Below are 15133 nucleotides of genomic sequence, written 5' to 3' on the forward strand. Positions count from 1 at the left end.
TCTAAGGGAATATTGATGCGCATGACAAAAGGAATGTTTTCAGGTAGGCGAGTGGGCCTCTGGCTAGTGGCTGCACTATTTGTGAATGCAGTCTTTCTGGCTTTTCTGATTTTCGGGAACAGTGCGAAGGGACGCGATCTGGAGATGGTTAAAACCAAAGAACCCCTGCTGATCGAGGGGCAAGGTGGCGATGACAATTACTATGTCCTGCCGATGGGGACAACGCTATATCACGATAAAAGCTTTCCTGAAGGGCACGATCGTTATGTGGTGTATCTGAATCACAAAGGTGCCATTGCCCACGAAGAAGTCCCAATGAAGCCTGAATATGGCGGATCTTTTATCGATCCTCTTTGGCTCTCCAATATTGATGCCGATACCTTGAAGGACATTTTCAAGCGTTTCCCGCTCTCCAAGAAAGACATCTCCGCTGCTCTCAAAGCCAATGAAATCACCAAAGATGATTTGGCGGATATCATTCGTGCGATGCCGGATTGAGTGAGCAACTGCCGAGGACCCGGATCCAGCTCTGCATCTCTGGCAAGTGACGTTTAATCAACGCATGAAATGAATCTTGCCGCTGTCGTCATTGCCCATGTACATGCCATACACCCCGGCCTGGCGTTCCTCGATGTAGCGTTCGAGGATCTGCCGGATCGCCGGGTAGTAGATCTGCTCCCACGGGATGTCTTCGGGGGCGAAGAATTTGCAGGCGAGGGTTTCCGGACCGTACTCGCCAGTGATTTCCAGCGCGAGTGCGCGGAAGATGATGTAGACCTCGCTGATCTTCGGCACGCTGAAGATTGAGTACGGCGAGACGATCTCCGCGCGTACGCCGCTTTCTTCCCAGACTTCGCGCAGGGCGGCCTGTTCGGTGGTTTCGCCGCTTTCCATGAACCCGGCGGGCAGGGTCCAGGTGCCGGGACGCGGGGGAATTGCCCGTTGGCACAAGAGGTATTTGCCGTCCTGCTCGATGATGCAGCCGGCGATGATTTTCGGGTTTACATAGTGGATGTAGCCGCAACCGCGGCACATCAGGCGCTCGTGCGTATCGCCCGGCGGCACCTGCTGACCGAGGTCAGCGCCACCGCATTTCGGGCAAAAGCTCGGGCTGAACATGTCAGTGACCTATGCGCGGTTCTTTCAGCGCGATGGGCAGGGTGATCGGTGGAGTGGCGCCGGTCTCTTCCTGTTTGCGTTTCAGATAATCGAGGGCCACGGCAGCCGCAGCGCGCACGTGATCGACGCACGCCTGATGCGCCGCCAGCGGATCGCCGCTCTTGATCGCCTCGACCATTTTTTCCATCTCGTGATTACTGGCGCCGCGACGGTTTTCCTGGGACACCGATGTCGCGCGCAGGTAGCTGATGCGCGCCTGCAACTGCCGCAACTGAGTGGCCGCAACATGGTTGCCGGAGCCTTCCAGCAGCACGTCGTAGAAACCCTGCACCGAGTCGATCACCTGCTGCAACTCGCCGTCCTTGAGCGCCTTGCGGTTCTCGTCGAGGGCTTTTTCCAGGGCCTTGATGTCCTTGGCCTTGGCGCGCAGGGTGAACAGCTGGACGATCAGGCCTTCGAGCACGCAACGCAGTTCATAGATGTCGACGGCATCGGCGAGGGTGATGATCGCCACGCGCGGGCCCTTGGCGTCGGCGAATTCCACCAGACCTTCGGATTCGAGGTGACGCAAGGCTTCACGCACCGACGTACGGCTCACGCCCAGGCGATCGCACAGATCGCGCTCCACCAGGCGATCGCCCGGCAGCAGCTGGAAGTTCATGATGGCGCTTCGCAGTTTATCCAGCACGATTTCGCGCAGGGTGACGGGGTTGCGATTGACCTTGAAGCTGTCGTCGAGTGGCAGGCGTTTCATGGGGTCCGCTCTTTAAGGTGGCTGTCCATGCCAGAGGGGCATCAAAACAGCCGAGGGGTTAACTGGAGGCCTCGGCGTCGGCTTCGGCGAAGGCTTCACGGGCGAGCCGGAAACTGTCCACGGCTGCCGGGACGCCGCAATAAATACCGACCTGAAGCAGAATTTCGCGTATTTGCTCACGACTCAGGCCGTTACGCAAGGCGCCGCGCACATGCAGTTTCAGTTCATGCGGGCGGTTGAGCGCCGAGATCATCGCCAGGTTGATCATGCTGCGCTCCTTGAGCGACAGGCCTTCACGTCCCCAGACGTGGCCCCAGCAGTATTCGGTGACCATTTCCTGCAGCGGGCGGGTGAAGTCGTCGGCGTTCTCGATCGAGCGCTGCACATAGGCTTGGCCCAGCACCTGGGTGCGGATCTTCAGGCCTTGCTCGTACTTTTCGTTGCTCATGTGTTTCTCCGCTCAACCCAGTGTCGGCAAAGCGCCGAGCTTGCCCTTGTGATAAATCATCGGCGTCATCGGTTGCTCCGGCAGGATCAGATTCTTCACCGCGCCAACGATGATCGCGTGGTCGCCACCGTCGTATTCACGCCACAACTCGCACTCGATGATCGCCGTGGCCTTGGCGAGGATCGGGTTACCGAGCTCGCTCAAATGCCACTCGATGCCGTTGGCCTTGTCCTTGCCTTTGCCGGCGAAGGCGTAGGCCTCGGCGGTCTGGTCGGCGGACAGCAAATGGATCGCGAAACGCTTGCTGTCGCGCAGCACCGGATAGGTGTCGGAGGCGTAGTTGGGGCAGAACAGCACCAGCGCCGGATCAATCGACAGCGCACTGAAGGCGCTGGCGGTGATGCCGACGATGCCGCCGTCCGGGTCGAGGGTGGTGACCACCGTGACCCCGGACGGAAACGAGCTCATGACGTCTTTGTAAATGCCGGGTTCGATCATGTCGCAGGACTCCTAACGCATCACAAACGGATCAGGCATCGGCGCCTGGGAGAGGTTGATCCACACCGTTTTCAGTTCGGTGTAGGCCAGCACCGAATCGATGCCGCTTTCGCGTCCATAGCCACTGTTCTTGAAGCCGCCGATCGGTGCCATGGCCGACACTGCGCGGTAGGTGTTGACCCAGATGATCCCCGAACGCACGTCCCGGGCCAGACGATGGGCGCGGCCCAGATCGCGGGTCCAGATGCCGGCGGCGAGGCCGAACTGCGAGTCGTTGGCGATCGCCAGCGCTTCGGCTTCATCCTTGAACCGGATCACCGAAGCCACCGGGCCGAAGACTTCTTCCTGCATGATCTTCATCGAATTGCGATCGCATTCGAACAGCGTCGGTTCGTAGAACCAGCCGTCACCGACGCCGCTCGGGCGCTTGCCGCCCAGACGCAGACGCGCGCCTTCGGCGATGGCATCGGCCACCAGACCTTCAACCACCGCCAGTTGCTGCGCGGTGGCCATCGGGCCCATTTCGCTGCTGTCGTCCTGTGGGTTGCCGATGCGTATGCGCTGGGCGCGCTCCACTAGTCGGCTGACGAATTCGTCGTAGATTTCATCCTGCACCAGCAGTCGCGAACCGGAGACGCAGCTCTGCCCGGACGCCGCGTAGATCCCGGCGATGGCGCCGTTGATCGCGCTGTCGAGATCGGCGTCGGCGAAGATGATATTCGGCGACTTGCCGCCCAGTTCCAGCGACAGCTTGGCGAAGTTCTCGGCGCTGCTGCGCACCACATGCCGGGCCGTGGCCGCGCCGCCGGTGAAGGCAATCTTGCGGATCAGCGGATGGCGGGTGAGGGCGGCGCCCGTGCTCGGGCCGTAACCGGTGACCACGTTGACCACGCCCGGCGGAATCCCGGCTTCGAGGGCCAGGCGCGCCAGCTCAAGAATGGTCGCCGAGGCGTGCTCGGAGGGCTTGATCACAATGGTGTTGCCCGCCGCCAGCGCCGGCGCCAGTTTGATCGCGGTCAGATAAAGCGGGCTGTTCCACGGAATGATCGCGGCGACCACGCCCATGGCTTCGTGCACGGTGTAGGCGAACAGATCGGGCTTATCCAGCGGCAGGGTGCCGCCTTCGAGCTTGTCGGCGAGGCCGGCGGTGTAGTGGAAGAACTCCGGCAGATAACCGACCTGACCGCGGGTTTCGCGGATCAGTTTGCCGTTGTCTCGGCTTTCCAGCTGCGCCAGTTGTTCCTTGTTTTCAGCGATCAGGTCACCGAGACGACGCAGCAGTTTGCCGCGCGCGGTGGCGGTCAAGCCACGCCATGCCGGGCTGTCGAAGGCGGTCTGCGCGGCTTGCACGGCGCGTTCGACGTCGGCCTCGTCAGCGTCGGGCAGTTCGGCCCAAGGTTCGGCCAGCGCCGGGTTGAGGCTTTCGAAAGTCTTGCCGGAGAGGGCGTCGACCCATTCTCCGCCGATGCACATCTGGAAGCGTGCGAGCGTCATGCAACGATCCCCTTTATATGGTTTTGTCGGGCGTGTGCGGTGTCGAGAAATTCCAGCAGCGTCTGGTTCACCAGCCGTGGCGACTCTACCGGCATCATATGCCGTTGCTCGGGCAGCACGGCAACCTTCGCACCGGGAATGCGCGCGGCCAGTTGCTCGGCCATTTCCGGGGTCGATCCGGGGTCCAGCTCGCCGGTGGCGATCAGCGTCGGCGCCTGGATGCTGCCCAGGTCGTCGGCGCGGTACATGTCCTGGGTGGCGAACAATTCGTAGGTGGTCAGGTAACCCTGCGGATCATTGCCGGCCAGGGTCTGGCGGATCGCGGCGATCTGCGCCGGGTTGGCCGCCTGATATTCACGGCTGAACCAGCGCGACAGTGCCGCTTCGGCATTCGCGTCGGGCCCGTGTTCGGCAGCTTGAGCGGTGCGGGCGATGACGCCGGCGCGTTGCTCTTCGCTGCGGTTGAACACGCTGTTGAGCACCACCAGGCTTTTCAGGCGGTCCGGGTAATGCAGGGCAAACGCCCGCGCCACCAGACCGCCCATGGAAAAGCCGATCACCGATGCCTCGGGCAATTGCAGGTGGTCGAGCAACTCCAGCAACTGATCGGCATAGCCGAGCAGGGCGGTGCCGCTGGCCGGTCGCGGGCTGGCGCCATGGCCGAGCATGTCGTAGGCGATCACCCGGTATTGCGTGGCCAGGCCAACGATCTGGCCGCCCCACATTTCTTTGTTCAGGCCTACGCCGTGGATCAACACCACGGGTTGGCCAACGCCTGTCGCCAGATAACTGGTGCCGGCCGGGGTGAGTTCAGCGGTGAGCCGAATCATGGAGCGCTCCTGCAATGCCTTTTTTATTGTGATTACTGGGCTTTTTCGGCGGCCAGTTCTTCCAGATCGATGTAGCGGTTGCCGATGCGCGGGTGCAGGCGACCACCGTCGGCGCAACCGAGCACCACGACGATTTCGTCGGCGCGGGGGGCGTCTTCGATCTGCATTTCCAGGGTTATGTAGTGCGAGCGCAGGCCTTCGTCGTCCTTGTGCATCATCGGGATCTGAATCGAAGTGCCCGGACCGCCGCGCTTGTTGGTGAAGCTCAGGTAGCTCTTGGCCTTGACCGCTTCGCGATAGTGATTGCCGAAGCGCAGGGTGTGGATCACCGCCGACGCGTGCTCGATTTCGCCGTCGGCGCCGACCACCGCGGCTTTGCCGTAAGCCTCGATCTTCTCGGCACCGCCGATGATGCCCACCAGACGCTCGACCATCATCGCGCCGAGGTCGGAGCAATTGGCGCGAATCTGCGGCTTGAGGTCTTCGACAAAGCCGTTGCCGACCCACGGGTTTTTCATCACGACGGCCAGGCCCACCATGGTCACCGGGGTGTCGGAAGCCTTGCCGCCTTCAATGAAGGTCTCTTCGACATAGCTGACGATCTTGCGAATTTCGAAACTCATGAGCTGCTCCGTAGGGGATAAAGAGTGTCTGTGCGTCTGATGGTATACCATAATACCGATCGTGCAAGCCTCCCATTCGAATTTGTACGAGATCAGATGGACGGCATGCGCAAGCGCCACGCCATTCAGGGGCGGCAGTTCAAATGTTTAGAGGCGTTGATCGGATAAGCGGAAGGCTTGGGATAACATTGTCCGATCTGAGAGAAAGGACGCTCGCGATCAATGCTCCCCTACATTGCTACCTATTTGATTTTCGCTTTCGTACTGGAAGTGGCCAGACGCTGCATGGATGGCCCGATGTTTGTCAGAACAGGTTCGAAACACTGGCCCTGGAAGCTCAACTACAGCATTCGATGGTGGGGGGGCGACGAGTATCTGGCGGCGCTGACCCTTGTGTCGCTGGCGCTGCTGCTGTTGCTCGCTTTATGGACCAGGCTGGGCAGCCCTGCGGATCTGAGTGTGGTCTTGCAGGTATGGGTCACCCTGTGCCTGAGTTCATTGGTCCTCTCGATCAGATATTTCAATCTGGTCGCCAAATTCAGGGAAAACTTCTGGTGGCTGGCCCTCACCGCGGCCTTGATAACGTTGGGTATCGGCCAGTTTGCGAGTGCCTGGGCTGACTATTTCATCGTTCACTACACGCGAGTCGAAGCCACCCAGTTTCCCGTCGCACAAAAGACGCTGACGTTGCTGATACTTGCATTCACTTGGCTTTACGCCGCGACGATGCTGGGCAGTCTCATTGTCATCGTCACATATATGTTCATGAATGAAGTGAAGCCGACATTCCGCGAGTCGGCGAAGCGCGATCCTCTGTCAGCGCCGTTCTGGAAAAAATACAAATCCGGTCGTAGCCACATCAGGCGCGCGACCATGCGCTGGATTGTCCTCGGCGTGTCTCTTTTCACCGTCAGCAGTTCATGGAGTGTGTGGGTTTTTGTTCTCAAACATGTCGAAGAAGGTGTTCAGGAAGCTCTGGTATTCGCCTCGTTTCATCTTCATCCGCGCGAATGCGCCATCCCCGGGATGCCCCATGGCGCCAGAGCGGCATTGATCAGTGAAAAAAAAGCGGTTGTCGCAATTCCCGGGGCCAAGGGTTATGTCTTCGAGACTATGCCTTGCGACATGCAGTCGATCCGGGTTCTGAAAGATGACGCGGCTCAGAGGTTGAAGCTGGATGATTATTTTTGACGAGGGGCCAGATGCGGGTTCATCAACCCGGCGAATACCCCTCCATTCGCTCGCAACCCCGCTCCTTCGCGGTTAACAAAAGATAACGTTGCGCCGATTGTCAGACGTTTCGAATGCCCGATAGGATGAGCCAGCTTCCGAAGGGGCTCTGGATGGCGGGTTTCAGGACTATGCTTGTGACCAGGCAGTCACCGTGAGCACCCTTGCGGCGCCCTTAAGGTCCATGACCAACAATAATAAACAGGGGAAGGTCTATGAGTCGTTGCCGCCCGCCGGCGTTACGCAACACCGCGTTGCTGGCCACAGCACTCTCTCTGCTGGGCTTTGCCACATTGTCGGCGCCGGTTCTCGCCGCCGAAGCGCCAGCCGACGTGGTCTATTCCACCGAATCGGCCAAGGCCTCGAAAAGCCTGATGCTCGATGTCGTTCACGCCGGAACCCGGCTGGTGGCGGTTGGGGATCGCGGGCACATTCTCTATTCCGACGATCAGGGCAAGACCTGGACCCAGGCCAAAGTGCCGAGCCGCCAGTTGCTGACCGCCGTGTATTTCGTCGATGACAAGCACGGCTGGGCCGTCGGCCACGACGCACAGATCCTCGCCAGCGAAGACGGCGGCCTGACCTGGACCAAACAGTTCGAAGACCTCAAGCGTGAGTCGCCGCTGCTCGACGTCTGGTTCAAGGACGTCAACAGTGGCCTGGCCGTAGGTGCCTACGGCGCGCTGCTGGAAACCACCGACGGCGGCAAAAACTGGGAAGACGTCAGCGACCGCCTCGACAACGAAGACCAGTTCCACCTCAACGCCATCGCTTCCGTAAAAGACGCCGGCCTGTTCATCGTCGGTGAGTCGGGCAGCATGTTCCGCTCCGCCGACTGGGGCCAGACCTGGGAAAAACTCGAAGGCCCGTACGAAGGCTCGCTGTTCGGCGTGATCGGTACGGCGCAGCCGCAAACCCTGCTGGCCTACGGTCTGCGCGGCAACCTTTACCGCTCCACCGATTTCGGCAGCACCTGGGAGCAGGTCGAACTGAAAGCTGCGCGCGGTTCGCTGGAGTTCGGCCTGTCCGGTGCCACACTGCTCGAAGATGGCTCCATCGTCATCGTCGGCAACGGCGGCTCGGTGGTCAGCAGCAGCGACAACGGCGAAACCTTCAGCGTGTTCAACCGTCCGGATCGCATCTCGCTGTCGTCGGTCACCGCCGCCGGCAACGGCAATCTGATCCTGAGCGGGCAGGGTGGCGTGCGGGTCACTACTGCGAACGGCGCCGAGCTGGGCAAATGAGCCGAATCAATAATAAGAAGGCGGGGCTATGACTTCCTTGAGCACTCATCATCAGGACAAGGCGACGTTTCTTGAGCGCCTGATCTTCAACAACCGCCCGGCAGTGATCGTGATCTGCCTGCTGGTCAGCATTTTCCTGTTCTGGCAGGCCACGCTGATCCGCCCGTCCACCAGTTTCGAAAAGATGATCCCGCTCAAGCATCCGTTCATCGAGAAGATGATGGAGCATCGCAACGATCTGGCGAACCTGGGCAACACCGTGCGTATTTCGGTGGAAGCGAAGGATGGCGACATCTTCTCCAAGGAGTACATGGAGACCCTGCGTCAGATCAACGACGAGGTGTTCTACATCTCCGGCGTCGACCGTTCCGGCCTCAAGTCGCTGTGGAGCCCGAGCGTGCGCTGGACCGAAGTGACCGAGGAAGGTTTTGCCGGCGGCGAAGTGATCCCGCAGAGCTACAACGGCTCCCAGGACAGCCTCGATCTGCTGCGCAACAACGTGCTCAAGTCCGGTCAGGTCGGGCGTCTGGTGGCCAACGACTTCAAGTCGAGCATCGTCGACATCCCGCTGCTGGAGTCCTACCCGGACCCGCAGGACCAGGGCAAGCTGCTGGCGCTGGACTACCGCCAGTTCTCCCATGAGCTCGAAGACAAGATCCGCAACAAGTTCGAAGCGCAGAACCCCAACGTCAAGATCCACATCGTCGGCTTCGCCAAGAAGGTCGGTGACCTGATCGACGGCCTGGTGATGGTGGTGATGTTCTTCGGCATCGCCTTCGTCATCACCCTGATCCTGCTGCTGTGGTTCACCAACTGCCTGCGCAGCACTGTGGCGGTGTTGAGCACCACGCTGGTGGCGGTGGTCTGGCAACTCGGGTTGATGCACTTCTTCGGGTTCGGCCTCGATCCGTATTCGATGCTGGTGCCGTTCCTGATCTTCGCCATCGGCATTTCCCACGGCGTGCAGAAAATCAACGGTATCGCCCTGCAATCCGGTGAGGCGGACAACGCGTTGACGGCCGCACGGCGGACATTCCGTCAATTGTTCCTGCCGGGGATGATCGCGATTCTGGCAGACGCCGTCGGCTTCATCACGCTGCTGATCATCGACATCGGCGTGATCCGCGAGCTGGCCATCGGCGCTTCCATCGGCGTGGCGGTGATCGTGTTCACCAACCTGATCCTGCTGCCGGTGGCGATTTCCTATGTCGGCATCAGCAAGCGCGCCATCGCCAAGAGCAAGAAGGACGCGCATCGCGAGCATCCGTTCTGGCGTCTGCTGTCGAATTTCGCCAACCCGAAAGTCGCGCCGATTTCCATCGCCCTGGCGCTGGTCGCCTTCGGCGGCGGTCTCTGGTACAGCCAGAACCTGAAAATCGGTGACCTCGACCAGGGCGCGCCGGAACTGCGTCCGGACTCGCGCTACAACAAGGACAACAACTTCATCATCAGCAACTATTCGACCAGTTCCGACGTGCTGGTGGTGATGGTCAAGACCAAGTCCGAAGGCTGCTCGCGCTATGAAGCCATGGCGCCGATCGACGAGCTGATGTGGAAGATGCAGAACACCGAGGGCGTGCAGTCGGCGATCTCGCTGGTGACCGTGTCCAAGCAGATGATCAAGGGCATGAACGAGGGCAACCTGAAATGGGAAACCCTGTCGCGCAACCCGGATGTGCTGAACAACTCAATCGCCCGGGCCGACGGCCTGTACAACAACAGTTGCTCGCTGGCGCCGGTGCTGGTGTTCCTCAACGACCACAAGGCCGAAACCCTGGATCGCGCCGTGCATGCGGTGCAGGACTTCGCCAAGGAAAACAACAAGGAAGGCCTGGAGTTCATCCTCGCGGCTGGTAACGCCGGGATCGAGGCGGCCACCAACGAGGTGATCAAGAAGTCCGAGCTGACCATTCTGATCCTGGTGTACATCTGCGTGGCGGTGATGTGCATGATCACCTTCCGCTCGTGGGCGGCGACCCTGTGCATCGTGCTGCCGCTGGTGCTGACTTCGGTGCTGGGCAACGCGCTGATGGCGTTCATGGGTATCGGCGTGAAGGTTGCGACGCTGCCGGTGGTGGCGCTGGGCGTGGGGATCGGCGTGGACTACGGCATCTACATCTACAGCCGCCTGGAAAGTTTCCTGCGTGCCGGCCTGCCGTTGCAGGAAGCCTATTACCAGACCCTGAAATCCACCGGTAAAGCGGTGCTGTTCACCGGTCTGTGCCTGGCCATCGGCGTGTGCACCTGGATCTTCTCGGCGATCAAGTTCCAGGCCGACATGGGCCTGATGCTGACCTTCATGCTGCTGTGGAACATGTTCGGTGCGCTGTGGCTATTGCCGGCACTGGCGAAGTTCCTGATCAAGCCGGAGAAACTGGCGGGGCAGAAGGGCAATTCGTTGTTTGCTCACTGATCCGGTTGGCTGAAATGAAAAAGCCGCAACCTTGAAGGGTTGCGGCTTTTTTTATGGTGTGAGATCAAAAGCCCCCTCACCCTAGCCCTCTCCCAAAGGGAGAGGGGACTGACCGAGTTGTGCTTCGTCAACCATCGACCTGAAAAACCGAGTCGATTACGGATTCAAGGCAGATAGTTCAAGTCGGTGTATCTCTCCAATATCCCCGGATCGGTTCCCTCTCCCTCCGGGAGAGGGCTAGGGTGAGGGCAGGCGGACTAAAGGCTTACGAAAGATCCGCCCCCAGCACCACACTCAAGGCGCTGCGCGCATCATCCAGCTGCACCAACGTCGCATGCCTCGCCCCCAACGCATCCCGATTCTCGATCGCCGTCAAAATCGCCTTGTGCCGAGGCAACGCCAGTTCATGCAGATTCGGCCGCTGATTCGAATGCTTCAACGCCTCGGCAATCGCCACCGCAAGCATGTTGCACAGATTGGCCAGCAAATCGTTGTGGGTCGCATCGGCAATCCGGCTGTGAAAGTCCAGATCCGGTTGCAGCAAGGCTTCCGGCGTCGGGGCCGCTTCCATGCGCTGGTAAGCCTCGGCAATCGACGCGATGTCGGCATCCGTGGCGTGCTGGGCGGCGAGGGCGGCGGCGGCCGGTTCGATGATGCTGCGCACGCTGGTCAGGACGTTGAAGAACTCGTTCTGCGGGCTGCTTTGCATCAACCAGTGCAATACGTCCGGGTCGAGCATGTGCCATTCCCGGCGCGGCTTGACCACGGTGCCGACGCGCGGTTTCGAATACACCAGGCCCTTGGCGACCAGCACTCGGGTGGCTTCGCGCAACACCGGCCGGCTGACCGCGTATTCCTCGCAGAGCAAGGCTTCGGCGGGCAGCTTGTCGCAGGGCAGAAAGCGTCCGGAAACAATCTGCATGCCCAGTTCCTGGACGATGCGCGAGTGCATGCTTTTACGGTCGGAAGGTTTGCGGTAATCCATGGGGAGTGGCGCGATCCTGAGCGATGGAGATGCCGCGCATCATAGCAGGCACGGCGTAATCTGGAGCGAGGCAATGATCGTTCCCACGCTCCGCGTGGGAATGCCTGAAGGGACGCTCTGCGTTCCAGTTCTCAAATGGGACGCAGAGCGTCCCGGGCTGCATTCCCACGCAGAGCGTGGGAAGGATCAGGGCAGGGGGACAGCGGTGTTAGTGGGAATGGCGGGGGACTTCAGCCCCTCGGCAACCTACCAGGAAGTCGAAATCACACCCCTGATCCGCCTGCAGCACATGGTCGATATACAGCTGACGATACCCACCCACCAACAATTGCTGCGGCGGTTGCAGATCCGCCATGCGCGCCGCCAGTTCAGCGTCCGGAATGTCCAGATGCAAACGCCCGCTGGCGCAGTCCAGCTCGATCCAGTCACCTTCCTTCACTGCCGCCAAAGGCCCGCCGGCCGCCGCTTCCGGCGCGACATGCAACACAACGGTGCCGTAAGCCGTGCCGCTCATGCGCGCATCGGAGATACGTACCATGTCGGTCACGCCCTGCGCCAGCAGCTTGGCCGGCAGCCCCATGTTGCCGACTTCGGCCATGCCCGGATAACCCTTCGGCCCGCAGTTCTTCATCACCAGAATCGAGTCCGCATCGACGTCCAGTTCCGGGTCGTTGATCCGCGCCTTGTACATGTCGAAGTTCTCGAACACCACCGCGCGGCCACGGTGCTGCATCAGTTCCGGTGTGGCGGCTGACGGTTTGAGCACCGCGCCCAGTGGCGCGAGGTTGCCGCGCAACACGCAGATGCCGCCGTCGGCGCGGATCGGATTGTCGAGGGTGCGGATCACTTCGTCTTCACCGTAGATCGGCGCGTCCTTGGTGTTCTCGCCGATGGATTTGCCGTTGACGGTCAATGCGTTCGGATTCGGAATCAGATTGGCTTCGCCGAGGCGGCGCAACACGGCCGGCAATCCCCCGGCGTAGTAGAACTCTTCCATCAGGAAACGCCCGGACGGTTGCAGGTCGACAATGGTCGGCATGCCGCGACCGATGCGGGTCCAGTCGTCCAGATCCAGCTCGACGCCAATGCGCCCGGCGATGGCTTTGAGGTGGATTACCGCGTTGGTCGAACCGCCAATCGCTGCGTTGACCCGGATCGCATTTTCGAAGGCTTCCTTGGTCAGGATCTTCGACAGTTTCAGATCCTCACGAACCATCTCCACCGCACGCATGCCGGACATGTGCGCCAATACATAACGCCGCGCATCCACTGCCGGAATCGCCGCGTTGTGCGGCAGGGAAGTACCGAGTGCTTCGGCCATGCAGGCCATGGTCGACGCGGTGCCCATGGTGTTGCAGGTGCCGGCGGAGCGAGACATGCCGCCCTCGGCCGCGAGGAAATCATCAATCGTGATGGTGCCGGCCTTGACCTGTTCGCTGAGCTGCCAGACCACGGTGCCGGAGCCGATGTCCTTGCCTTTGTGCTTGCCGTTGAGCATCGGCCCGCCGGTGACGACGATCGCCGGCACGTCGCAACTGGCTGCGCCCATCAGCAGGGCCGGGGTGGTCTTGTCGCAACCGGTCAGCAGCACCACGCCGTCAATCGGGTTGCCGCGAATCGCTTCCTCGACGTCCATGCTCGCCAGGTTGCGGGTGAGCATGGCGGTTGGGCGCAGGTTCGATTCGCCGTTGGAGAACACCGGGAATTCCACCGGGAAGCCGCCAGCCTCGATCACCCCGCGTTTGACGTGCTCTGCGATCTGGCGGAAGTGCGCGTTGCACGGGGTCAGTTCCGACCAGGTGTTGCAGATGCCGATGATCGGCTTGCCATGGAACTGATGGTCGGCGATGCCCTGATTCTTCATCCAGCTGCGGTACATGAAGCCGTTCTTGTCGGCCGTGCCAAACCATTGGGCGGAGCGCAGGGTGAGTTTCTTATCAGACATGATCGATTCTCTTATTGTAAGACTATTGTTTGCGAGCTTCGGCTAAACATATGCGCAAAATCGTCGATTTGGAAGTGTTGTCGCATAATTAGTATTACTATATAGTCGTTTTCGACGGAGGGATGGCCCTGGCGATTTTCCGCGAGAGGCGTTCCCCGAGGTTCCATAAAAACAACAATCGGAGACCGATCTCATGAGCCAGGAACTGCGGCTTGTCCGGCGCATCACGCTGAAACTGATTCCCTTCCTGATCCTGCTGTACCTGATCGCCTATGTGGATCGCTCGGCCGTCGGCTTCGCCAAGCTGCACATGGGCGCCGACATCGGTATCGGCGATGCTGCCTACGGCCTCGGTGCCGGGCTGTTTTTCATCGGCTACTTTCTGTTTGAAATCCCCAGCAACCTGATGCTCGAACGCTTCGGCGCGCGGCGCTGGTTTGCGCGGATCATGATCACCTGGGGCGCGATCACCATCGGCATGGCCTTCGTCCAGGGCCCGCACAGTTTCTACGTGATGCGCTTTCTGCTCGGCGCGGCGGAGGCGGGGTTCTTTCCCGGCGTTCTGTACTACATCACCCAATGGTTTCCGGTGCGCCATCGCGGCAAGATCCTCGGGCTGTTCATCCTTTCCCAACCCATCGCGATGATGATCACCGGCCCCGTTTCGGGCGGTTTGCTGGGCATGGACGGCATCCTCGGCCTGCATGGCTGGCAGTGGCTGTTCATCGTCATCGGCACCCCGGCGATCCTGCTGACCTGGCCGGTACTGCGCTGGCTGCCGGACGGCCCGCAGCAAGTGAAATGGATGGACCAGGCCGAAAAGGACTGGCTGACCGGCGAGCTGAAAAAGGACCTGCAGGAATACGGCCAGACCCGTCACGGCAATCCGCTGCATGCACTGAAAGACAAACGCGTGCTGCTGCTGGCGCTGTTTTACCTGCCGGTGACCCTGAGCATTTATGGCCTGGGCCTGTGGCTGCCGACCCTGATCAAACAGTTCGGCGGCAGCGATCTGGTGACAGGTTTCGTGTCTTCGGTGCCGTACATTTTCGGGATCATCGGCCTGCTGATCATTCCGCGCAGCTCCGACCGTTTGAATGATCGCTACGGCCATCTGGCGGTGCTTTATGTGCTGGGCGCGATCGGCCTGTTCCTCAGCGCGTGGCTGTCGTTGCCGGTGGCGCAACTGGCGGCGTTGTGTCTGGTGGCGTTCGCGCTGTTTTCCTGCACGGCGGTGTTCTGGACGCTGCCGGGGCGGTTCTTTGCCGGTGCCAGCGCGGCGGCCGGGATCGCGTTGATCAACTCGGTGGGCAACCTCGGCGGTTACATCGGCCCGTTCGTGATCGGCGCGCTGAAGGAATACACCGGCAACCTCGCTTCGGGCCTGTACTTCCTGTCCGGGGTGATGGTGTTCGGGCTGATTCTGACGGGTGTCGTCTATCGCTTGCTGGAGCGCAAGCATGTGCTGCCAGTCGAGCAATTTGCAGCGAGTGCACGGGGTGCGACGCGTACCTGATTTCGATCCAGGATTTGTTTTAACAGGAGAACAT

At 60.6% G+C, this 15133-nt stretch carries 14 protein-coding genes; 5 read left to right on the forward strand and 9 right to left on the reverse strand.

Features of this window, described 5'->3' with window-relative positions:
- Positions 1-15 precede the first annotated feature (15 nt).
- The gene (locus CAF74_RS09870; RefSeq protein ID WP_240867055.1) at positions 16-498 is read left to right on the forward strand and encodes a hypothetical protein; all 483 of its coding nucleotides are present in this window, start codon (positions 16-18) and stop codon (positions 496-498) included.
- Positions 499-555: 57 nt separating this feature from the next.
- On the opposite strand, the gene CAF74_RS09875 is transcribed toward CAF74_RS09870, so the two are convergent.
- The 7 genes from CAF74_RS09875 to CAF74_RS09905 are packed head-to-tail and all read right to left on the reverse strand — an operon-like array spanning position 556 to position 5766.
- Entirely contained in the window at positions 556-1119 is a 564-nt protein-coding gene (locus CAF74_RS09875; protein ID WP_011334615.1) for an NUDIX hydrolase, read from the reverse strand.
- A 1-nt stretch (position 1120) separates the two neighbouring features.
- Positions 1121-1873: a GntR family transcriptional regulator gene (locus CAF74_RS09880; RefSeq protein ID WP_085603063.1), complete on the reverse strand. Its 753-nt coding sequence runs from the start codon at positions 1871-1873 to the stop codon at positions 1121-1123.
- Positions 1874-1931: 58 nt separating this feature from the next.
- On the reverse strand, positions 1932-2321 hold the full coding sequence (locus CAF74_RS09885) for a carboxymuconolactone decarboxylase family protein (RefSeq protein ID WP_085746232.1): 390 nt from the start codon (positions 2319-2321) through the stop codon (positions 1932-1934).
- Between the two features lie 12 nt (positions 2322-2333).
- Complete coding sequence (locus CAF74_RS09890; RefSeq protein WP_085746233.1) at positions 2334-2819, reverse strand: flavin reductase family protein; 486 nt, start codon at positions 2817-2819, stop codon at positions 2334-2336.
- A gap of 12 nt (positions 2820-2831) precedes the next feature.
- Positions 2832-4313: an aldehyde dehydrogenase gene (locus CAF74_RS09895; RefSeq protein ID WP_085603065.1), complete on the reverse strand. Its 1482-nt coding sequence runs from the start codon at positions 4311-4313 to the stop codon at positions 2832-2834.
- On the reverse strand, positions 4310-5143 hold the full coding sequence (locus CAF74_RS09900) for an alpha/beta fold hydrolase (protein ID WP_085746234.1): 834 nt from the start codon (positions 5141-5143) through the stop codon (positions 4310-4312). Before CAF74_RS09900 ends, CAF74_RS09895 begins: the two co-directional genes overlap by 4 nt.
- Before the next feature lie 32 nt (positions 5144-5175).
- Positions 5176-5766, reverse strand: a complete 591-nt coding sequence (locus tag CAF74_RS09905; RefSeq protein WP_007957412.1) for an amino acid synthesis family protein — start codon at positions 5764-5766, stop codon at positions 5176-5178.
- A gap of 222 nt (positions 5767-5988) precedes the next feature.
- Between CAF74_RS09905 and CAF74_RS09910 the strand changes: the two genes are divergently transcribed.
- The 3 genes from CAF74_RS09910 to CAF74_RS09920 all read left to right on the forward strand — a co-directional run bounded on the left by CAF74_RS09910 (position 5989) and on the right by CAF74_RS09920 (position 10653).
- A complete protein-coding gene (locus CAF74_RS09910) occupies positions 5989-6957 on the forward strand; it encodes a hypothetical protein (RefSeq protein ID WP_085746235.1) in 969 nt (322 codons plus the stop codon).
- A 254-nt stretch (positions 6958-7211) separates the two neighbouring features.
- The gene (locus CAF74_RS09915) at positions 7212-8240 is read left to right on the forward strand and encodes a YCF48-related protein (protein WP_085746236.1); all 1029 of its coding nucleotides are present in this window, start codon (positions 7212-7214) and stop codon (positions 8238-8240) included.
- A 28-nt stretch (positions 8241-8268) separates the two neighbouring features.
- Positions 8269-10653, forward strand: coding sequence for an RND family transporter (locus CAF74_RS09920; RefSeq protein ID WP_007957414.1), 2385 nt, complete (start codon positions 8269-8271; stop codon positions 10651-10653).
- A 265-nt stretch (positions 10654-10918) separates the two neighbouring features.
- Here CAF74_RS09920 and CAF74_RS09925 read toward each other — a convergent pair whose 3' ends face one another.
- Complete coding sequence (locus CAF74_RS09925) at positions 10919-11638, reverse strand: FadR/GntR family transcriptional regulator (protein ID WP_011334609.1); 720 nt, start codon at positions 11636-11638, stop codon at positions 10919-10921.
- A 208-nt stretch (positions 11639-11846) separates the two neighbouring features.
- Positions 11847-13583 carry an IlvD/Edd family dehydratase gene (locus CAF74_RS09935; protein ID WP_085746237.1) on the reverse strand — a complete coding sequence of 579 codons (1737 nt, stop codon included), beginning with the start codon at positions 13581-13583 and terminating at the stop codon, positions 11847-11849.
- Between the two features lie 193 nt (positions 13584-13776).
- Between CAF74_RS09935 and CAF74_RS09940 the strand changes: the two genes are divergently transcribed.
- The gene (locus CAF74_RS09940) at positions 13777-15099 is read left to right on the forward strand and encodes an MFS transporter (protein ID WP_007957417.1); all 1323 of its coding nucleotides are present in this window, start codon (positions 13777-13779) and stop codon (positions 15097-15099) included.
- Positions 15100-15133 lie beyond the last annotated feature (34 nt).

Source organism: Pseudomonas sp. R45(2017) (assembly GCF_002112305.1).
Lineage (GTDB): Bacteria > Pseudomonadota > Gammaproteobacteria > Pseudomonadales > Pseudomonadaceae > Aquipseudomonas > Aquipseudomonas paraglycinae.